The sequence below is a fragment of the Tardiphaga sp. genome, assembly GCF_044340795.1.
Taxonomy (GTDB): domain Bacteria; phylum Pseudomonadota; class Alphaproteobacteria; order Rhizobiales; family Xanthobacteraceae; genus Tardiphaga.
The window spans coordinates 1-16463 of sequence record NZ_JBIISY010000064.1 but is presented as its reverse complement, the minus strand read 5'-3'; the positions used below and the strand labels follow the sequence as shown (position 1 = coordinate 16463).

Annotated in this window: 18 protein-coding genes and 1 tRNA gene; 7 read left to right on the top strand and 12 right to left on the bottom strand. The window is 59.5% G+C overall.

Annotated features, from left to right (window positions below; genetic code table 11):
* Positions 1-2: 2 nt before the first annotated feature.
* Together ACIQ17_RS12915 and ACIQ17_RS12910 are read right to left on the bottom strand one after the other, a co-directional pair.
* Positions 3-818, bottom strand: a complete 816-nt coding sequence (locus ACIQ17_RS12915) for an ABC transporter permease (RefSeq protein ID WP_398469135.1) — start codon at positions 816-818, stop codon at positions 3-5.
* 41 nt (positions 819-859) lie between these two features.
* Positions 860-1867: an ABC transporter substrate-binding protein gene (locus ACIQ17_RS12910; RefSeq protein ID WP_398469133.1), complete on the bottom strand. Its 1008-nt coding sequence runs from the start codon at positions 1865-1867 to the stop codon at positions 860-862.
* A gap of 219 nt (positions 1868-2086) precedes the next feature.
* Between ACIQ17_RS12910 and ACIQ17_RS12905 the strand changes: the two genes are divergently transcribed.
* Complete coding sequence (locus tag ACIQ17_RS12905) at positions 2087-2566, top strand: hypothetical protein (RefSeq protein ID WP_398469131.1); 480 nt, start codon at positions 2087-2089, stop codon at positions 2564-2566.
* Between the two features lie 24 nt (positions 2567-2590).
* On the opposite strand, the gene ACIQ17_RS12900 is transcribed toward ACIQ17_RS12905, so the two are convergent.
* Positions 2591-2881, bottom strand: a complete 291-nt coding sequence (locus ACIQ17_RS12900) for a hypothetical protein (RefSeq protein WP_398469129.1) — start codon at positions 2879-2881, stop codon at positions 2591-2593.
* A gap of 75 nt (positions 2882-2956) precedes the next feature.
* Entirely contained in the window at positions 2957-3853 is an 897-nt protein-coding gene (locus ACIQ17_RS12895) for a hypothetical protein (RefSeq protein WP_398469127.1), read from the bottom strand.
* A gap of 318 nt (positions 3854-4171) precedes the next feature.
* Here ACIQ17_RS12895 and ACIQ17_RS12890 point away from each other — a divergent pair, with 318 nt between their 5' ends.
* Positions 4172-5317: a diguanylate cyclase gene (locus tag ACIQ17_RS12890; RefSeq protein WP_398469125.1), complete on the top strand. Its 1146-nt coding sequence runs from the start codon at positions 4172-4174 to the stop codon at positions 5315-5317.
* 430 nt (positions 5318-5747) lie between these two features.
* Here the strand turns inward: ACIQ17_RS12890 and ACIQ17_RS12885 are convergent, their stop codons facing one another.
* On the bottom strand, positions 5748-7040 hold the full coding sequence (locus tag ACIQ17_RS12885) for a hypothetical protein (protein ID WP_398469123.1): 1293 nt from the start codon (positions 7038-7040) through the stop codon (positions 5748-5750).
* Between the two features lie 894 nt (positions 7041-7934).
* Here ACIQ17_RS12885 and ACIQ17_RS12880 point away from each other — a divergent pair.
* Complete coding sequence (locus ACIQ17_RS12880; protein ID WP_398469121.1) at positions 7935-8735, top strand: SGNH/GDSL hydrolase family protein; 801 nt, start codon at positions 7935-7937, stop codon at positions 8733-8735.
* A gap of 412 nt (positions 8736-9147) precedes the next feature.
* On the opposite strand, the gene ACIQ17_RS12875 is transcribed toward ACIQ17_RS12880, so the two are convergent.
* Positions 9148-9233, bottom strand: a tRNA-Tyr gene (locus tag ACIQ17_RS12875).
* Positions 9234-9449: 216 nt separating this feature from the next.
* Between ACIQ17_RS12875 and rlmB the strand changes: the two genes are divergently transcribed.
* Positions 9450-10331 carry a 23S rRNA (guanosine(2251)-2'-O)-methyltransferase RlmB gene (rlmB, locus tag ACIQ17_RS12870; protein WP_398469119.1) on the top strand — a complete coding sequence of 294 codons (882 nt, stop codon included), beginning with the start codon at positions 9450-9452 and terminating at the stop codon, positions 10329-10331.
* 118 nt (positions 10332-10449) lie between these two features.
* Here the strand turns inward: rlmB and ACIQ17_RS12865 are convergent, their stop codons facing one another.
* Entirely contained in the window at positions 10450-11046 is a 597-nt protein-coding gene (locus ACIQ17_RS12865; RefSeq protein ID WP_398469117.1) for a hypothetical protein, read from the bottom strand.
* Between the two features lie 45 nt (positions 11047-11091).
* Entirely contained in the window at positions 11092-11514 is a 423-nt protein-coding gene (locus ACIQ17_RS12860) for a hypothetical protein (protein WP_398469115.1), read from the bottom strand.
* 278 nt (positions 11515-11792) lie between these two features.
* Between ACIQ17_RS12860 and ACIQ17_RS12855 the strand changes: the two genes are divergently transcribed.
* Complete coding sequence (locus ACIQ17_RS12855; protein ID WP_398469113.1) at positions 11793-12068, top strand: hypothetical protein; 276 nt, start codon at positions 11793-11795, stop codon at positions 12066-12068.
* A gap of 95 nt (positions 12069-12163) precedes the next feature.
* Here the strand turns inward: ACIQ17_RS12855 and ACIQ17_RS12850 are convergent, their stop codons facing one another.
* The 4 genes from ACIQ17_RS12850 to ACIQ17_RS12835 form a co-directional block, all read right to left on the bottom strand.
* On the bottom strand, positions 12164-12523 hold the full coding sequence (locus tag ACIQ17_RS12850; protein ID WP_398469111.1) for a hypothetical protein: 360 nt from the start codon (positions 12521-12523) through the stop codon (positions 12164-12166).
* Positions 12517-13092, bottom strand: coding sequence for a hypothetical protein (locus tag ACIQ17_RS12845; protein ID WP_398469109.1), 576 nt, complete (start codon positions 13090-13092; stop codon positions 12517-12519). Before ACIQ17_RS12845 ends, ACIQ17_RS12850 begins: the two co-directional genes overlap by 7 nt.
* Positions 13093-13139: 47 nt before the next feature.
* The gene (locus ACIQ17_RS12840) at positions 13140-13499 is read right to left on the bottom strand and encodes a hypothetical protein (RefSeq protein ID WP_398469107.1); all 360 of its coding nucleotides are present in this window, start codon (positions 13497-13499) and stop codon (positions 13140-13142) included.
* Between the two features lie 281 nt (positions 13500-13780).
* Positions 13781-14251, bottom strand: coding sequence for a hypothetical protein (locus ACIQ17_RS12835; RefSeq protein ID WP_398469105.1), 471 nt, complete (start codon positions 14249-14251; stop codon positions 13781-13783).
* Between ACIQ17_RS12835 and ACIQ17_RS12830 the strand changes: the two genes are divergently transcribed.
* Positions 14251-14550: a hypothetical protein gene (locus ACIQ17_RS12830; RefSeq protein ID WP_398469103.1), complete on the top strand. Its 300-nt coding sequence runs from the start codon at positions 14251-14253 to the stop codon at positions 14548-14550. The genes ACIQ17_RS12835 and ACIQ17_RS12830 overlap by 1 nt on opposite strands.
* A gap of 501 nt (positions 14551-15051) precedes the next feature.
* Positions 15052-16398: a relaxase/mobilization nuclease domain-containing protein gene (locus ACIQ17_RS12825; protein WP_398469101.1), complete on the top strand. Its 1347-nt coding sequence runs from the start codon at positions 15052-15054 to the stop codon at positions 16396-16398.
* Positions 16399-16463 lie beyond the last annotated feature (65 nt).

Sequence of the window (16463 nt, the reverse complement as noted above, 5' to 3'; positions counted from 1 at the left end):
CCTCACCCCGCCGCGGCAACGGTGCCGCCGGTCATGCTGCGCGCCAGCGCGAGGATCGCCCAGGCGATGACGCCGAGGCCGATGGAGAGTGCTGCCGAAATCGCGAAATTCGCCGCCAGCGTGAACTCCGTATAGATCAGCATCGGCAGCACATCGATATTGGTGGCGAGCGTGAAGGCCGTGCCGAATGCGCCCATGGCCGTCGCAAAGGCAATCGCGCCGGACGCCACGAAAGCCGGTACCAGCGCCGGCAGCACCACATCGCGCTGCACTTCCCACGGGGATGCACCGAGCGAGCGCGCCGCCTCCTCCAGCCCGCGATCGAGCTTCTGCACCGCCGCCATGATGGTGAGGATCACACGCGGGATCGAGAAATAGAGGTAGCCGAGAAACAGGCCGAAGATCGAATAGGCGAACACGATCTTCTCGCCCGAGAGCGCCTGCGTAATCGAACCGATGATGCCCTGACGCCCAGCCAGCAGGATGATGAGGAAGCCGACCACCACGCCGGGAAAGGCGAGCGGAAAGGTCAGCATCGCGATCAGCACAGTGCGGCCGGGAAAGCGATGGCGCTGCAAAAAGAGACCGGCAATCGTCGCGATGACCAGCGTGGCGATGGTCGTGGCCGCGGCGAGAACCACGGTGTTGATCAGCGTGGTGCGATAGCGTGGCTCGGTGAGGATCGCGAGATAGGCACCAACGCCGCGCGGCCCGTCGGCGCCGACAGCGACGAGTTGCGCCATCGGCAGAACGAAGAAGGCAGCCGTCACCACCACGAGCGGCAGCAGGCAGAGCCAGATGAAATTGCGGTGTGACATCGAAAGTGCTGGTGCCCCTGCGTCAGGGGCACCATTCTGCATCAACGGACTTCGGCGAGATAGCGGTCGCTAAAACCCTTCTGTGCCAATTCCATCTTGCCCCAGTCCACGCTCTTGGCGCGGGCATATTCGCTATCCGGCAGGAACTTGGCCTTCACGGCTTCCGGCAGGTCGATCTTGCGGGCCGGACGGAGATAGGCATTGGTCCAGATCGCCTGGCCCTTGTCGGACAGCAGGTAGTCCATGACCTTCTTGGCTTTGTCCTTATGCGGCGCGTTCTTCACGAGACCGACCACGTAAGGGAAAACCACGGTGCCTTCGCAGGGAATGACGAATTCAAAATTGCCCTTCTCCGAATACTTCGCGCGATAGGCGTTGAAGTCGTAATCGAACAGGATCGGCATTTCGCCGGAGACGACGCGGGCGTAGGAGGTCTGCTTCGGCACCATGGCGTCGTTCTTCTTCAGGTCCTTGAAGAAGGCGATGCCGGGATCGAAATTGGTGTCCGAGCCGCCGAGCGCCAGATTGGCAGCGACGGCGCCGACATAGCCGACGGCAGCCGAGGTCGGATCGAGATAGCCGACCATGCCCTTGTAGTCGGGCTTGGTCAGGTCCTTCCAGCACTTCGGCACCGGCTTGCCGCCCAGCGCGTCCTTGTTGACGAAGAAACCGAGCGTGCCCGAATGGATGGTGGTCCAGTAACCGTCCGCATCCTTCAGCCCGGCATCGACCTGATCGAAGCCCGCGGGCTTGTAGGGCTCGAGCGCGTCCTGCGCCTTCGCCTTCATGCCGAAGGTGACGCCGAAATAGCCGATATCGCCGACCGGATTGGCCTTCTCGGCCAGGATCTGCGCCAGCGCCTGCCCCGAATTCTTGTTGTCATGCGGCATCTCGATGGCGAGATCGGCCTTCACGGCCTTGATCATCGAGGCCCAGTCGGCCCATTCCGGCGGACAGTTGTAGCAGATCACGTCGGCAGCGCGGGCCGGCTGCGACACGGCGGCGAGTGCCAGCGCGGAGATGGCGAACAGCAGGCGGGTGGGTTTCACGGCGATCGGCTCCATCCAGGCGCGGGCGCAGAGCCGGCGCATCGAGATTTGAGGGGAAATGCGTGCCGCCCCACTATAGGCCGCCCATGAAAGTTTTGCGACAAAGCCAACCCGCAGCGCATTTGTGCACTCCCCAGGTGCCCCAAAAGCCTCTTTGCCTATCGACATGGCCCTGTTGCCGGTGGTGAAATCGGTAAAGTCAACAATCTGAGACTCAGTGTGAGCGAGACGACCGAACGCGACCGCGGGCTCCTGAGCCTGATCGACCGGCTGGTCAAACGGCCGGGCGCGAGCGCGGCCACGAAACCATTCGAGACGGCCAAGCCCGCCGCAGGCAGCAAGGATGCGGTTGATGCGCCTGCGGACCCTCCCGATGACGGCGCCCGCGAGGGGCTCGATCCCATCGTGCCCGAGGACAAGCCGCAGGCGTCCCTCGAACCCGTCCTTGCCGTGGAAAGCACGCGCGAGGTCAGCCGCACCGAACTCGCCGAGCTCATCATCAGGGCGCTACAGGCTGGCGAGAAATATCCGACCAAGGGTTTCGAGATCACTGTTTACGGTTCGCATCCATGGAATGCGATGCTCCGCATCCTGCCGGTCGCGGGGCCGGTCAACGCAAAGGTCTGGCGCGAACGACTGCAGACCGTCGTTCTGCTGTTTCGTGATCGCTATGAAATCAAGGACAGCGCGGACGCCTGAGCGTCCGCCCTGTCCTGGGAGTCTTTATTTGCCGCCGCCGATATTGCCACCCTGGATATGGCCGAGCGAATTGTTGCCGAAGGCGGAGTTTCCGTGATTGCCCTGCATGGATGCGCCATAACCGGGATAATAGCGCGGCCCGCGCATCATGCCGTAGGAGCCATAGGCCGGCCCGCGGTGATAACGGGGGCCGCCGTAGTAATGGCTCTGATGATGCGAGTAGTAGCCCCGCTTCATCTTCTTCGCTGACGCCGCCGTCGTTGCGAAGCTTGCGGCCAGCAAGACGGCCGATGTAATTGCCAAAATCTTCTTCATCTGTCGCGCCTTTCCATTTGCGAGGAAAACGCGGCACGTCGCGTCCCGTTCCGATACAGGGCGCAGTGCGACATCTTAGGCGCCAGCTTCGCGCTCGATCGCTCGCAGGCGCACAAAGGCCGCCCAGGCGGCGCGAAAATCCGGTCCGCTAGCATCAATCGCGAGCAAGGCCCGCTCAGCGTCGCGGATGTCCTGCATCGAGGGGCGCGGCTTGGTGCTGTCCGATTTGTGCAGTGCCCAGCGCTCTTCGACCGTCTTCGCCTGCGCCAGGGCCTCGGCATTGCTGCGCTTCGACACCGGCTTTGACAATTCATCCTCCGGCAGGAACACCGGCCATCCGACGGGCGGTTTGCCGGCCTGCCAGTCGGCCTCTCCGGCAATTACCGGCTTCGCAGAGGCTACCTTGAACGATCCGCCCACCTGTCCTCCCGAAGACACCGTGTGCTCTCCGGCTAGGTGCTGCAATTGTTGCTGCATGGCGCCGCCGACACCACCCGTGCCGACATGCATCGAGCCGCCGGTGAGATTCTTCACGGCCGCTACCGCATTCGGTGGACCGCTCAGCCGCAACTTGGCGACCTTCTCTTCTTCGACGGTCACCGGACACGTGCGGTAGGCATCATGCCGCTGCGCGATGCTGCCGTCGTCATCGATACGGGCGAAGTCGATGGCCACCGTGTAGACGAAGGCCCGATGCCCGGCATAAGCTCCGCTGTGATCCTTGGCGCGCACGCTGCCACAGACATACTTCTTGCCGTCGACCTCCACCGAACGCAGCCCATCGAACTCCGCCGAAGCGGGATGAAGCAGCAGCCGCGACACCGCATTGCGTGCCTTGGACTGGTTGGTGGTCAACACCGCATCCAGCACCTTTTCCGGCTTGATGAAGGACGGCTGATAATAAAACAGCGAGGCGGCAGCAAAGAAGATGGTGCCGATTCCGCCCGCAATCGTCGCTGCTGCCAAATTCATCTGCGCCCCGCCCCATCGGAGCGCGATGCCCCGCCTTTGGCTTTCGTCCCGGATCACGCCGGGACGCTCGCGGGAGTCATAGCCGAGCGGCCTCTAGAGTTGGTTACCGCTACGGCGACAATTGTGGGTTGGTGTCGATCTAAACTCCCGACCTGTGAAATGTCATTCACCGGTTCAGGCACTTGCGACCTGTCACCGCGTGCGTATCACCATTCAGCGTAACGGTTCCCTCACCATAGAAATCGAATGGCATGACGGTAGTCTGGTGCTAAAGATGTCTGGCGTATCACGCGTCATCCCAGTTCAACGCATTGCGTCATGTTTCTCGATCCACATTCCCTTTTCATTGCCATCGGCGTCTCTTGCACGGCGCTCGCATTTACGCTGCTCGCGACCTGGATCGTGGCGCGGTCCGAGACCTATCTGCTGACCTGGTCCACCGGCCTGACCCTGACCGTCCTGGCACTGCTGTTCTATCTCGGCGTCGAACGCTACGAGCCGACCTTTCAGCTCGTCTCCTTCACCTTGCTGATTTTGGGGTTCGGCCTGATCTATCGCGGCACCATCCAGTTCTGCGCGCATCGCTCCAGCTGGACATTCACGATTGCCATGACGGTACTCGGGCTGGTGCCGACCGTCATCGCCTTTGCCGCCGGCTATACGGGTGTCGGCACCGCCGCCGCCAATTTCGCGATTGCCCTGCTGACGACGCTGGCCGCCCATCAATACTGGAAGACCCGCGCCGAGGCGCCCTTGCTGATGGTCGCCAACGCCGTGCTCTATCTCGTGACGGCCGTGTCTTTTGCGGCATGCGGCTATGTGCTGCTCGCCAACGGCCAGTATGTGCTGACCGAACGGCCGTCGAACTGGGCCGAGGAATTCAACTCGCTGATGGTGATCGTCGGCCTCACCGGCATCGGCGCGCTGTCGCTCACCATCAATCAGATCCGCACCGCCAACCGGCACAAGTCGGACGCCATGACCGATCCGCTGACCGGCCTGCTCAACCGGCGCGCGCTGTTCGACGACCCGGCGCGCGCCGTGCCGCAGAACACGGCGATCCTGCTGATGGATCTCGATCACTTCAAGTCGATAAACGACCGGTTCGGCCATGCCGCCGGTGACCGCGTGCTGCGCGTGTTTGCCGAGGTGATCTTCTCCAACATCCGTGCGCAAGACGTCGCCGCGCGCCTCGGCGGCGAGGAGTTCTGCATCATGCTGGCGTCGTCGAGCCCGAAATCAGCCTCGGCTGTGGCCGAACGCATCCGCACCACGCTGGAAGGACTCGCGTTCCAGACGCCGGAGGGCACCATCAAGGCAACCGTGAGCATCGGCGTCGCGATCCGCTCGAGCGATCCCGAAACGCTGCAGGCCCTGCTCAGCCGCGCCGACGGCGCCCTCTACCGCGCCAAGGCCGACGGCCGCAACCGCGTGCATATTTCGGATTTTCATCTGGCAGCGTAGAACAACATTGAGGGTACCCACAGCGCTTTCCGCAAGACCTGTGCAGCAGTCGATTCATGTGCGATTTTGGCGGGGAATGCGGTGGATGAACCATGTCGTGAAATCATCGGCTTGAAGAAAAGTGAGACGAAAAACGTCCCGTTTGAAAGCACTGAGGATTCCTTCCCCACTTTTTTTACAATCCTCGCAGCTCTCGCGCGGCCGCATGACAGTCCGCCATCATTCCACGCTGTGTGGCTAAGCCCTCAGCCACGGCGTGTCACGAAAACGATTGATCACTAGTGCGAAGCTTCGCCAACATCATTTGCGGCGCGGGCGGTTGCGGCGAACAACAAGAACTTTGAGCTCAATGAGGCAAGCCTCACCGTGAATTGACGTCCGACAGAGTCTCTCTTGCGCCATGTACCGGCGACTCGTGTCGAGACATCGGTCATCGCCCATCCGCTCTCACTGCCGACGCAGCACCAGCGATCAAAAACAATGGCATCGCAATGGTAATCGAGCCGTGGGCCATTCCTATAATTGTGTACAGCACCAGACAGGAGAGCAGGAATCCGGCATTGGGCATCGACATCAAACCGGCCGCAAGTGCGATAAAAAGCGCGATTAAAAGCGTTCCAGCAACAAAGCCGGTTTCAATGAATGTCTGCAAGAAAATATTGTGGACCTCGTGGCCCTTAAGACACGTGATGGAGGAAAACGATCCGAGCCCATAGCCTAGCAGCCCCGAAGTCGGAAGAAGAAAAAAAGCATCCTTGAGGAGATAAGATCGGATCTCGACAGAGCGCCCCAATCTTGCGCTCTCTGTACAACTGGGAAGCCGTTCGGGACTAACCGCCGATGGCTTCTGAATCGCTCCTCTCGCGTCAGCGATTGCACCTTTGGCGTCAGCAATTGCATCTTTCGCGTCAGCGATTGCTTCGTTAGTGAAATTTATCACACCAGAAGGCCTTAGATACACGGCGGCACCGCATGACGTTATGCAAAGCAGGAACACGACTGCAGCTCTGACAGCGCGATCACGTTGGTTGGTAAAGAGCAGCCATGCCGCTGCAAACATTGCCGTAGCCAGTATTGCGACAATCGTGAATCGGACCAGCGCGACTGCAAAGGCGGCACAAGCCACAAAAAGCAACGTCAGAACGGCCGCAGACAGCGCACTTCTCATCCTCACGCGACTAAAGATGAATGAAATGGCAAAGCATCCCGCCGTTACTGCCAGAACATTTGGTGCGTGGTTAAATCCAAAGATTGTAGTTCGTTCGAGACCGCCCACTCCGTCGACCGCAAAGCTATACAGCAAAGCCGCGACAGCAATCACAAGCACCACAGAACTCACGATGAGCATGACATCGGGGACTCGTGCAATTACCGACTTGTTGAGTGATCTTCCTGCGAAGTAAGCAAGCGGAACGCATATCGCAAACCTAGCGTAGTCGTTGATCAACGATCGATCAAATGACAAGAAAATTGAAAGCATGACCGACGTGAAAAATGCCACGAAGATATAGTCCGGAGCCTTCGCCGAAATCGCCCGCCAGGACAATACGAGTATCGCGATCTCGCTGAGAACAAGCCACGAGGCAGTGATAGCGCTGTTGCCGTGCATTCCCGCCAGGCCAAATCCGATCAACAGCAACTGAAAAGCAAGAAGAGCAACGGCAAACGCCGCAGCGGACAAGGTTGATCGAGCCGCGTCTCCGCGTAGTTCTACGGTGGTCATGCCCGTCCCCTAGTGGTGCCGAGAGCCTATCTAGGCGGAAGCGACGAATCACACAACAGATATTCAGAGATGCGAGCCTCAGTCGATTTTTCCCCGAGGATACCGGAATCAATCGCATAGTTGGATCAGTTCCAATGTCGGCCCCCACCTATATCGGGAAGTGCTTTCGCTTGGCAGCGTGCTTCCTCGTCTATTTGGTCGGGCTGAAATTCGAGGCCTGACACCCGCGCTTAGTCACCATGCACCACTCCGTCTGGCCGGATTTGAGATTTTGGCCAGACCGGCAGATGCACGCGACGTCGCCCTCGGGTGAGTAGCGGGTGAATGACCTAGCGCGCCACGATGGCTACGAGCCGCCGATACCGAACTAATAGCGCGCGCATCCTTCGCCGTAATTGGTTGATATCAAAGCCTGACATAACCACTCACCGTGACTACAAGATGCACCTCGTCGGGAATGACAGCGCTTTCTTTCGGAACGTGCGCCCAGATTCATCTCGGAGGCTGGTGCAAGCTTGCTAACTTCTTGGAGAAGTCGCTCGACTTCCACTAGACGCCACAGGAATCTCTTGCAGTTCGTTTATTGGATGGGGCCCGCATGACCAAGCACCTGCTCGACAAATCCGAATCGCACCCACGTAGCTTCGGTAGAGCAACTCTTTAGTTCGCGGTCTTTTCTTGGATGCTGGCGCCCATCAGAACGCAAGGTCGTCAAGGCACCTCCCACTCCTCGCCGCTTTAAGGACGTATTGTTCGATATTCAGGTAGTCGCAACGGTGGTCAACGCGACCACACCGGCTGCATCCATCAATCTTTGATGGCCGTAATAATTTTGAACGATCTCCCTTGCACCCTAGTCCCCTGTCCGCATAAATTTCTACGGGGGAAATAATCATGAAGCCGGGCTATTGGATCGCGGCAGGCTTTGGTCTGTCGATTTTGTTCATTGGGGCGATCAGCTCCGTCACACTTCTCGCGAATCGAGCCACTGACGTTCTTGCGACCCGCGCCATTCTGAGCGTTGTCACCGCATCGCGTGACACACAGGCGACGAGATCAGATGTTTCAGACCTCGTCGTTCGCATCGATGACGTACGTACGAAACTCGATGCGTTTCTTGGGCATTCAATCATCCGCAGATATTCGTCGTTCAATACGGTTGCTTGTCTTGACGGAAAACCGTTTGTCCTTTTCGTCGGCGACAGCATTACAGCCATGGCGCCACTTCCAGCGAGGATCTGCGGCATGCCGGTTGTCAATGCGGCGATCGGCGGCACGCGCGTTTCAGACTTCATCCCGATCGTCGAACACATCGTTGCCGCAAAGCCGAAGATAGCGGTCTCTGTTATCGCTCTCGGCCTGAACGATGCGCAAACGCGCCTCTGGACACCACACAAGGCCAAGTTGTTCAACGAGAATTACAGCCATCTGGTCCGCCTGCTCCCCAGAGAAAGCATCGTCCTTTCGACTATTACGCAGATCGACACTCAACAGACGATCGGGAAACGCTACGATACAGCTTCGTGGTCGGCAATCGACAACGAAATTCGCTCCCTGGCTCAGCGCAAAGAACTTCCTCTGATCGACAATTCGCTCCGTGTTGCCACAACGGACGGCGTCCATCTCACCGAATCTGCATATGCGCCGTGGATCGACAGGGCGACCGCGGCCGTCAAGGCCAAGCTTGGATGTTAGTGGAGGGCCGAGCACGTGACGTTCGATATTTACTGTACGCTGCGGCGAAGCCACCGTGCCCGGCAAGCATTACATGAAGGATGGCACCATCTCGATCGACAGCGCGAAGACTGGAGCGCGCATAACCGTTCCTGAGCTCAACTTACTGCAATGGCGCCCGATGCCGCCCCGACCGGAAACACACCTTCATAGCGGCACAGATCGGAACAAAAGCGCAGCTTGAAGCAATCTTCGATTGGGGGCGACATTATCGCCATGCTCCCCACGCGCACGGCCAACCGCCGGAAGCTCGCAACATGCGCAATGATGACGCTCGACAGAATCGAACAAGAAACTTCTATTCCCGCACCTCATGGGAAGGTGCGGGCGTCAGGCCGAATAGAGTAGATATTTCAACGCGGAATTTTTGAGATGGTGGGGGAGGCAGGACTCGAACCTGCGAAGCCATAAGGCGGCTGATTTACAGTCAGCTCCCTTTGCCACTCGGGACACTCCCCCGCTCAACGCCATCGGGCCATCATCCACCCCGTGGGGCGTCTGGACGGCTGGGGATGACGTGGAAAACGCGCGCCCGCTCAGCGGGCTCCCGGCGGGCGCTTTATCGGGAAGCGCGGCTGCAAAGTCAACCGATCATGACGGATTTATCCGCAACGCGCTGCCGCATTGTTCCCAAAGGCAAATTGCCAATCCACGGCCCCCATGAGACAAGCCGGCATGAGCGACAAAGACCGCAAGCAGCGATTTCAGCACAGCCCGCAAAAGGGCCGCGATTCCGGCCGGGATCAGGGCCGTGGCCCCGACAAGGGCCCGGGGCGGTCCGGCCGCGACCAGGGGCGGCGACCGCCGCGCCGTGGCCGCGACGGAGGCGGCAGCGGCGGCGATGGGCCAGCGATTCTTTATGGCTGGCACCCCGTCACACTCGCGCTGGCCAATCCGAACCGGACGATTCGCAAATTGTGGCTGACCGAGAATGCCGCCCGCCGCCTCGCCGAGGAGAACATCGCGACTCGGGTAACACCGGAACTGGTGCGGCCGGACGTGATCGATCGCCGACTCGGGCCGGATGCGGTGCATCAGGGCATGCTGGCCGAGGTCGAGCCGCTGGAGGGTCTCGATCTCGACGACCTGCCCCAGGACGGCATGGTGCTGGTGCTCGACCAGATCACCGATCCGCACAATGTCGGCGCCATCCTGCGCTCGGCCGCGGCGTTCAAGGTCAATGCCGTGATCACCACTGCCCGGCACAGCCCGGAAGCCACCGGCGTGCTGGCTAAATCCGCGTCGGGCGCGCTGGAGCTGGTGCCGATCGTCGCGGTGCCCAATCTCGCCCGCGCACTCACCCAGCTCAACGACCAGGGCTTCATGACCGTCGGCCTCGACAGCGAGGGTGCAGAGAATATCAGCGCGGTGCCGCTGAGCGCCCCCCTTGCCCTCGTCCTCGGCGCCGAAGGCCAGGGCCTGCGGAGGCTGACGCGCGAGACCTGCAATGTGGTGGCGCGGCTCGACATGCCGGGCGAGATCAAGAGTCTCAATGTGTCCAATGCCGCCGTGCTCGCGCTCTATATCGGCGCCAGCAAGCTTGGCCTGATGAACTGAACATCTTTGTCGCGCATGACCTGATCCGAAATCCGGTTTCCGCTTCTCGGGATCATGCGCAAAACGAAACGCCCGCCCGCATTGCTGCAGGCGGGCGTTGATGCGTGATGAGACCGGATCAGTAAGCGCGGCGCAGCGGGCGCTGCTGGTACTGATGGTGATAGCCGTGGCGCGGACCGTAGTGACGCGAGCCATAGATCACGCGCGGCTGGGTGTGGCGGTGCGAAACGTGGCTGCGATAGGCATGGCCGTAATAGGCGCGCGGACGCATGCCATAGCCGTAACGATAGCTCGGACGGCCAAAGTTGTTCAGGCGCGGCGTGAACACCACCGGGCCGCTTACCGCCGGCACATAGCCGGTGCCGTAGCTGTAGTGATTGTACGGATTGGCATAGGGGCCGCCGTCATAGCGCGGATAGCCGCGCCAGCCGATGGCGGTCTCCTGATAGGTCGGCGCCGGGCCGAACTGGCCGGGACCGGAATAGGTCGGGCCGTGATTGACGTAATAATACTGGCGCGTCGGCGGGGTCGGATCCGGCAGCGCCTCGTAGCCGGCATAACCATAGCCCGTGCCGTAGTAATTATAGGTGGCATAGCCGCCGCCGCAGGGCGAGCAGCCGCCGTAATAGCCGCCGCCGGCCATCGCTGGCGACGTCCCGGCGCTGACGGCTGCGACGGCAATTGCCGCGGCCCAGTTCGAAATCGTGATACGCATAACGCACTCCTGTCGGTGTTTTCTTTTTGGTGATGGAAATTCGTGTCAGCGCCGCTCCATCGGCGGCGCGACGATGACCGGCGGCGGGTTCATCGGAACGTCATTGGTCCCCATCGGCGCCGATCGCGCTGACCAGTGTTCATGGAAGCTTTCTGCAGGCTCCGGCAGCTTGCGATTGGCCGGTGGCTCGATCTCGAGCCGGCCATAGCCCGGCTTGTGGCCGAGGCTGGGATAATAGTGGCCGACATTCGGCACCGGATCGATCGGCCGTCCGCCATAGATGGTCGGCTGGACATGGACGCGGCTTTCAAGGCCCCGGTCGCCCTCGACCACGCGATAGGACGCATCGACGCCATTAATGATGATCGGCACGCCCGGACGCCCGGGAATGACGATGTTGAAGCCGTCGCCCGCCGCAGCCGGCAGGGTGGAGGCGAGTGTGAACAGCAGTGCCGGGATAACCCGCATGTCGGTGTCCTGCATTGGTGGCGGTAGGATAATCGAAGGCCGGACAGGATGGGTTAAAGGCGCAATCCAAACTGCCGGTAAGCCTAACGCGTCAGCATGCGATCCAGTTCAAATGCATGGAATTGCAGAGCGAATCCGTTAACGCGCAGGCGCGTCACGGCAGCGCAATCATCAAGTGCCAGAGCGTGGCTACGTCTTGCGGATCACCACCCGCGCATGGTCTGATCTGTGCCGACCGATGGCCCCTGCCGTCATTCCATCCGCTTCCGGAGAGCCCCATGAAGATCCTCAGCGCCGCCATCATTGTTTCGACGCTGGTCGCCACCCCTGCTTTCGCCAAGCACTGGAAGCATCACCGCCATTATCACCACGCCGCCGAGACCTTCGTTTTCGCAGCCCCCGGCCAGCCCTATCGCATCAGCTACCTGCACAATTACGGCCCCGGCCTCACCCCCGGCACCTTCGCCTATTACGACGGCCCGCTGTCGCGCCGCTGCAAGCAGTCCGCCGCCGCCTATCGCGGCCAGGACGGCCGCGCGTATCCGTGTTTCTAACTGTGATCTGAAGGGAGGCTGGTGCCGGCTGAGGGGATTGAACCCCCGACCTTCGGTTTACAAAACCCCGGCACAGCGGGATTTCCGCTGCATCGTCAGTGGCTTAACGATTTCTCGGCAGACTTAACGGGGCGTAAAAGTGCCTTACGTTTCGCACTGCCGGGATATTTGAAGGTCAGTTGAGGGGCACCCATTTTCTTCCAGAATGCCGATATGACCGCCGTGGCTTCCTTTTGGAAGTCCGGCGCGAATTCGGTGTACCTTTCAGTGGTTCCGCCGCCGTGCCCAAGCTGTCCCTGCACTTCCCACTTTAAAACCCCGGCAATACGCATCTGCCGGGACAAAGTGTGGCGCCAGCTATACAGCGTCACCTCCTTGTCCAGCTTTGCCCGCGTCCGGGCTTTGCGCCATGCCGTTTTGACCGACTTCACGTCCTCCCCATTGAATGTCACCACCCGGCCCTCCCCCCGGAGCGGCCAGAGGATGTCCCGGAGGAACTTGGCATCTTCACAACCGGGCGCCGCTTTTTGTTTTGTCTGCGGCCCGGCTTGTTCAGATTTATCAGGTCATGCTCGAAATCGACCTGTGACCATTCCAATTGCAGGGCAGCGCTGGGGCGAGCCAGGGTTCCCACGAGCAGGACGTTCAGCAGCCAGAGATGGCGGGGAAGTTGTGCAAAGAGCCGCGCCCCCTCCTCCGCCGTAACCGGGCGCCCCATGGGCTCCTGCTCGCCCACTTCCGTCATGGTGAAGGGAGGGACAGTTTTAATCTCCCCCTTTTTCCAAGCCATCCGAACGGCGGCGCGGCCCGTACTGACGATGTTGTTGACGGTTTGAGGAGCCTTGCCCGCTGCCAGCAGAGCGGCCTTGAAGCGCTCCTGTTCAACGAACGATGTCGCATGTTCGACCGAGGCATCACCAAAATGCTCAAGCCAGTAGTTGCAGTGCGTGCGGGTACTGGACGAGTTGGAAGTGGTCTTACCCCTCCCCTCCCAATAACGCGCGATAACCTCCGCAAGTGTCACTTCACTCGTTGGGCGCTCTGGTTTGGTTTCGAGGATGAAGAAGTCGGTCAGCTTTTGCTTGGCTTCTTCAAAATCCGTTGTGCCGAGGCTGACGCGTTTGGCAGCACGTCCTTCTTGCCAGCATCGATACCATGCTGGGCTTCCTGCCCGCTGGCCGAGATAGTAGGGGCCGAGCTGGAAAAGTCTTTTTGTGTATCTGCCCATCTGTCACCCAAAATCATGATGTCGGCAATCATCCAGCCCCGATAACGTATCTTGCGCTCCGAATAGCGAACGTAAGGAATTTTGTTCGCCGCCCGCATTTCCTTCATCCACGACAGGTTCACTTCGAGGAAGGCAGCCGCCTGCTCTTCCCCGTAAGCTTCGAGAAGTTGGAAGCCATGATGCTGGGCAAGCTGTTCGCGCAAGTAACGGTGCTCCTCATTCACAGGCGCCACTCACTAGATCATGGAATATTTGGGGAACGGCGTTGAGGAAGACAACGGCCACGAACAAAAACACTGCGGGCTTCCACCGAGTCAAAGCGACGCAGAGGGCAAACGCCACCATCAGCACGAGATTTAGGATGACCGACCATGCCGTGAATATCTCACCGAGTGGGCGCCACCAGCAATAAAGAAACGGATAGTTGAACCAGCTCCGCCCGAGCCAGTTCACGGTGAACAGGATTGAGAGAACAAAAAGCAGTTTAAGGAGAAACGGTATACGTAAAGCCATCTTCAAAGCCCACTCGGATGTCAGCGATGACGTGCATCTCAGCCGCGTCATCTTCAACCAACACCTTGTAGTGTTTGTTTTTGAAAAGCAGCGTTGGGTAAAGGCCCTGTCCGCGAAGATAACCTTCGAGCATTTGCCAGTCTGGCCAGTATGGCAGCCCCTTCAGCGTGTCCAACATGATGAAGAATGGATAGACCATGTTCATCAAGTGGCCATCCTCGGACTTCACTTGGTCGAAGAAATGCTCCTGAATATGCTCATTGAGAGAAACGTCCTGCCCCAGCCGATACAGTTTGGAAACGTGAAAGTTCTCTTTGTCGACATACATCTCGCCAAAAGGCATTTGATAGAGCCGACCGTTGAAATCGTCTGATTGATAAGTGCCCGGCTGAAGTCTAAAGTCCAGACTGAATTTGCGAGCGTAAGCCTCACGGAAACTCAATGTCTTCTCCTAATTCCATTCCCGCACCTAAGCGGCCTGCCGTCAGCTTCGAGCAAAAGCCGCAGAAGTGGCATAAACATATCGTAGAGAACGCCGCTAAGAACGACGGGAATTTTTATTGGGTACTTGGTCAGTCGTCTTGGATTCACTTCCTCAGCGAAGAATGGGCACAGAAACTTGCCGCCCGCGAGCCGTTTGAACTTCTACCCCTCGCACCGGAAACCGCCCCTCAAAACCAGCTTCCTACAGAGGATGGCCAGATGTGGTATTTCAGGCAAGGCCAATTTCATAAGCTGTGATGCTCCGGGCTTTCTCCCTTAGTATAAGCCTCGCTTGGTGGGTTTTGTCGCAAGCCCTGCGGATGGCAATCGCGCTCATCAAATGGGCAAGCAAGCGGGCATCTACGCCTCCGCCGAAAGCTGCCCCGCGCACGCATGCACCACCACGAAAGCCGCCGGACATTTACCGGCCCAACTCCAAGCGACCGCCTGTCTGGTATCAACCAGAACCTAAACCGAATCCCCGGATGAAAGCAGAGAAAGTCTTGGCCGTGCCCACGGCGCCCGCTGTGACGTTCGCTCTCCCCCCAATTGCGCCGGAGCCACAACCTGTTGCCGCCCGGTCACTCGTGCTACCGCCGGAGGATGGAGAGCTTTGGATTATCCGACAGGGGGAAATAGCTAGGCACCGTTAAGCACCGTTAGCGAGGTGGACGTAAGAGCAGGCCAGCCGGATATATGCACAATATGGCTTCGTGCCGAAGCCGAGCATTTTTTCCTTCCGGCTGGTACAGTGACAACGTGGCAATCGCGTACTTCAAGCACTCCCACCTGAATAAGCAGACGCAGGCGCGTCCGTACATGATTGTGGATCACGCCAAGTACCTGATGCGACGGAGTGCCGCTCTCCGGGTGTGTTCGGAGAACATGCCGCATAACTACCATGCGGTGTTGCGCTTCCTAACAGAGTGGGAGGATGGGCTTCGCAAGAATGGCCGGATGGATAAGTTCATCATTGCCATTCCAAGGGAGGTCTCAGCTGACCAGGCGGAGAAGGTATTGCGCAATTTTGGCCGGCGGATTGGCCAGGGGAAGGCCCCATTCCTCTTCGCCTTGCATTGGGATGAAAATAACCCGCACGCGCATATGATTTTCCTCGACCGCGACCCCGAGACCGGGCGGCGCGTGTTCGGGACCAGCGAGCGGCGCAGCACCGACCGACTAAAGTTGGAATGGGAGCAAACGGCGAACGGCTTCATGATGGAGCATGGCATTGACGCCATGGTTGACTTCAGCCAGCCCGAACCCGAACCTGCCAACGATAACGAGCTGCTGCAGGATAACGAGCCGCAAGACCATTTGGTTGACGTCAACGAAATGGTCGAACCTGAAGACACCGAGCCAGAGAGCCTGGACGAACCCGAGGCGCCCGATGAGGGCGATGACGACATGGAAATCGGCACCATCGTCTACCCGCAGGCCGAGGAGACCATCTCCCGCGACGAGTGGCTGACCAATCTCCGGGCGACCGTGGACGAGATGCGGGCCGTTGACCGCAAGCGCCGGGAATATCGCACGGCTGAAACCCAGTTCAATCACTGGCGCAAGGAGGCCGCCAAAGCCCGTGACGAAGCCCGCGAGGCGTTCGACAAGCATAATCTTGCGGCAAAGGCCCTGTTCGCCGCCGAACGTGAGCATGATAAGACGCACATCTTTGGAAGGCGCAAAGGCATCAAACTCTTCGGCTTCAAGACCGAGGGCTACCGCAAAGCCGAGCAAGCGGAGAGCGACCTCAAAGCCGCCGAGTATCATACAGCCATGTTCCGCCAAAGCTTGCAGGACGCCGAGGCGTACGCAAGCATTGCGACAGCGCGAGTGGCTGAATATCAGGACAAGCTAGACAACGAAGAGCGGCAGATGGCCCGGATTGATAGGGTCTATGGCAAGCAGATGCTCTTCGATGAGGTCGAGCAGGAGCTGAAGGGCACCTTCGCCGAGCAGACCAAAAACATCACCCCTGAGCATATTGTCGATATGATGAACAACGGAGAGATAAGCTGGGCCGAAGCCCAAGAGTATCTGCACTTCATGGGCCACGATAAGCTGATTGCCGAGATCGAGGCGAAGCGCGGTATGTCCCCGTCTTAATACTGCGGCATACCCTTCTTATCGAACCAGTAAGCCTTCTCGCCCTTAACCGGCAAGCTTCCGAG

Excerpts from the sequence above, each read along its gene's own strand:
- ACIQ17_RS12915 (WP_398469135.1), bottom strand. The coding sequence starts at position 818 with ATGTCACACCGCAATTTCATCTGGCTCTGCCTGCTGCCGCTCGTGGTG.
- ACIQ17_RS12900 (WP_398469129.1), bottom strand. The coding sequence starts at position 2,881 with ATGAAGAAGATTTTGGCAATTACATCGGCCGTCTTGCTGGCCGCAAGC.
- ACIQ17_RS12895 (WP_398469127.1), bottom strand. The coding sequence starts at position 3,853 with ATGAATTTGGCAGCAGCGACGATTGCGGGCGGAATCGGCACCATCTTC.
- ACIQ17_RS12890 (WP_398469125.1), top strand. The coding sequence starts at position 4,172 with ATGTTTCTCGATCCACATTCCCTTTTCATTGCCATCGGCGTCTCTTGC.
- ACIQ17_RS12885 (WP_398469123.1), bottom strand. The coding sequence starts at position 7,040 with ATGACCACCGTAGAACTACGCGGAGACGCGGCTCGATCAACCTTGTCC.
- ACIQ17_RS12880 (WP_398469121.1), top strand. The coding sequence starts at position 7,935 with ATGAAGCCGGGCTATTGGATCGCGGCAGGCTTTGGTCTGTCGATTTTG.
- rlmB (WP_398469119.1), top strand. The coding sequence starts at position 9,450 with ATGAGCGACAAAGACCGCAAGCAGCGATTTCAGCACAGCCCGCAAAAG.
- ACIQ17_RS12865 (WP_398469117.1), bottom strand. The coding sequence starts at position 11,046 with ATGCGTATCACGATTTCGAACTGGGCCGCGGCAATTGCCGTCGCAGCC.
- ACIQ17_RS12860 (WP_398469115.1), bottom strand. The coding sequence starts at position 11,514 with ATGCGGGTTATCCCGGCACTGCTGTTCACACTCGCCTCCACCCTGCCG.
- ACIQ17_RS12855 (WP_398469113.1), top strand. The coding sequence starts at position 11,793 with ATGAAGATCCTCAGCGCCGCCATCATTGTTTCGACGCTGGTCGCCACC.
- ACIQ17_RS12830 (WP_398469103.1), top strand. The coding sequence starts at position 14,251 with ATGTCTTCTCCTAATTCCATTCCCGCACCTAAGCGGCCTGCCGTCAGC.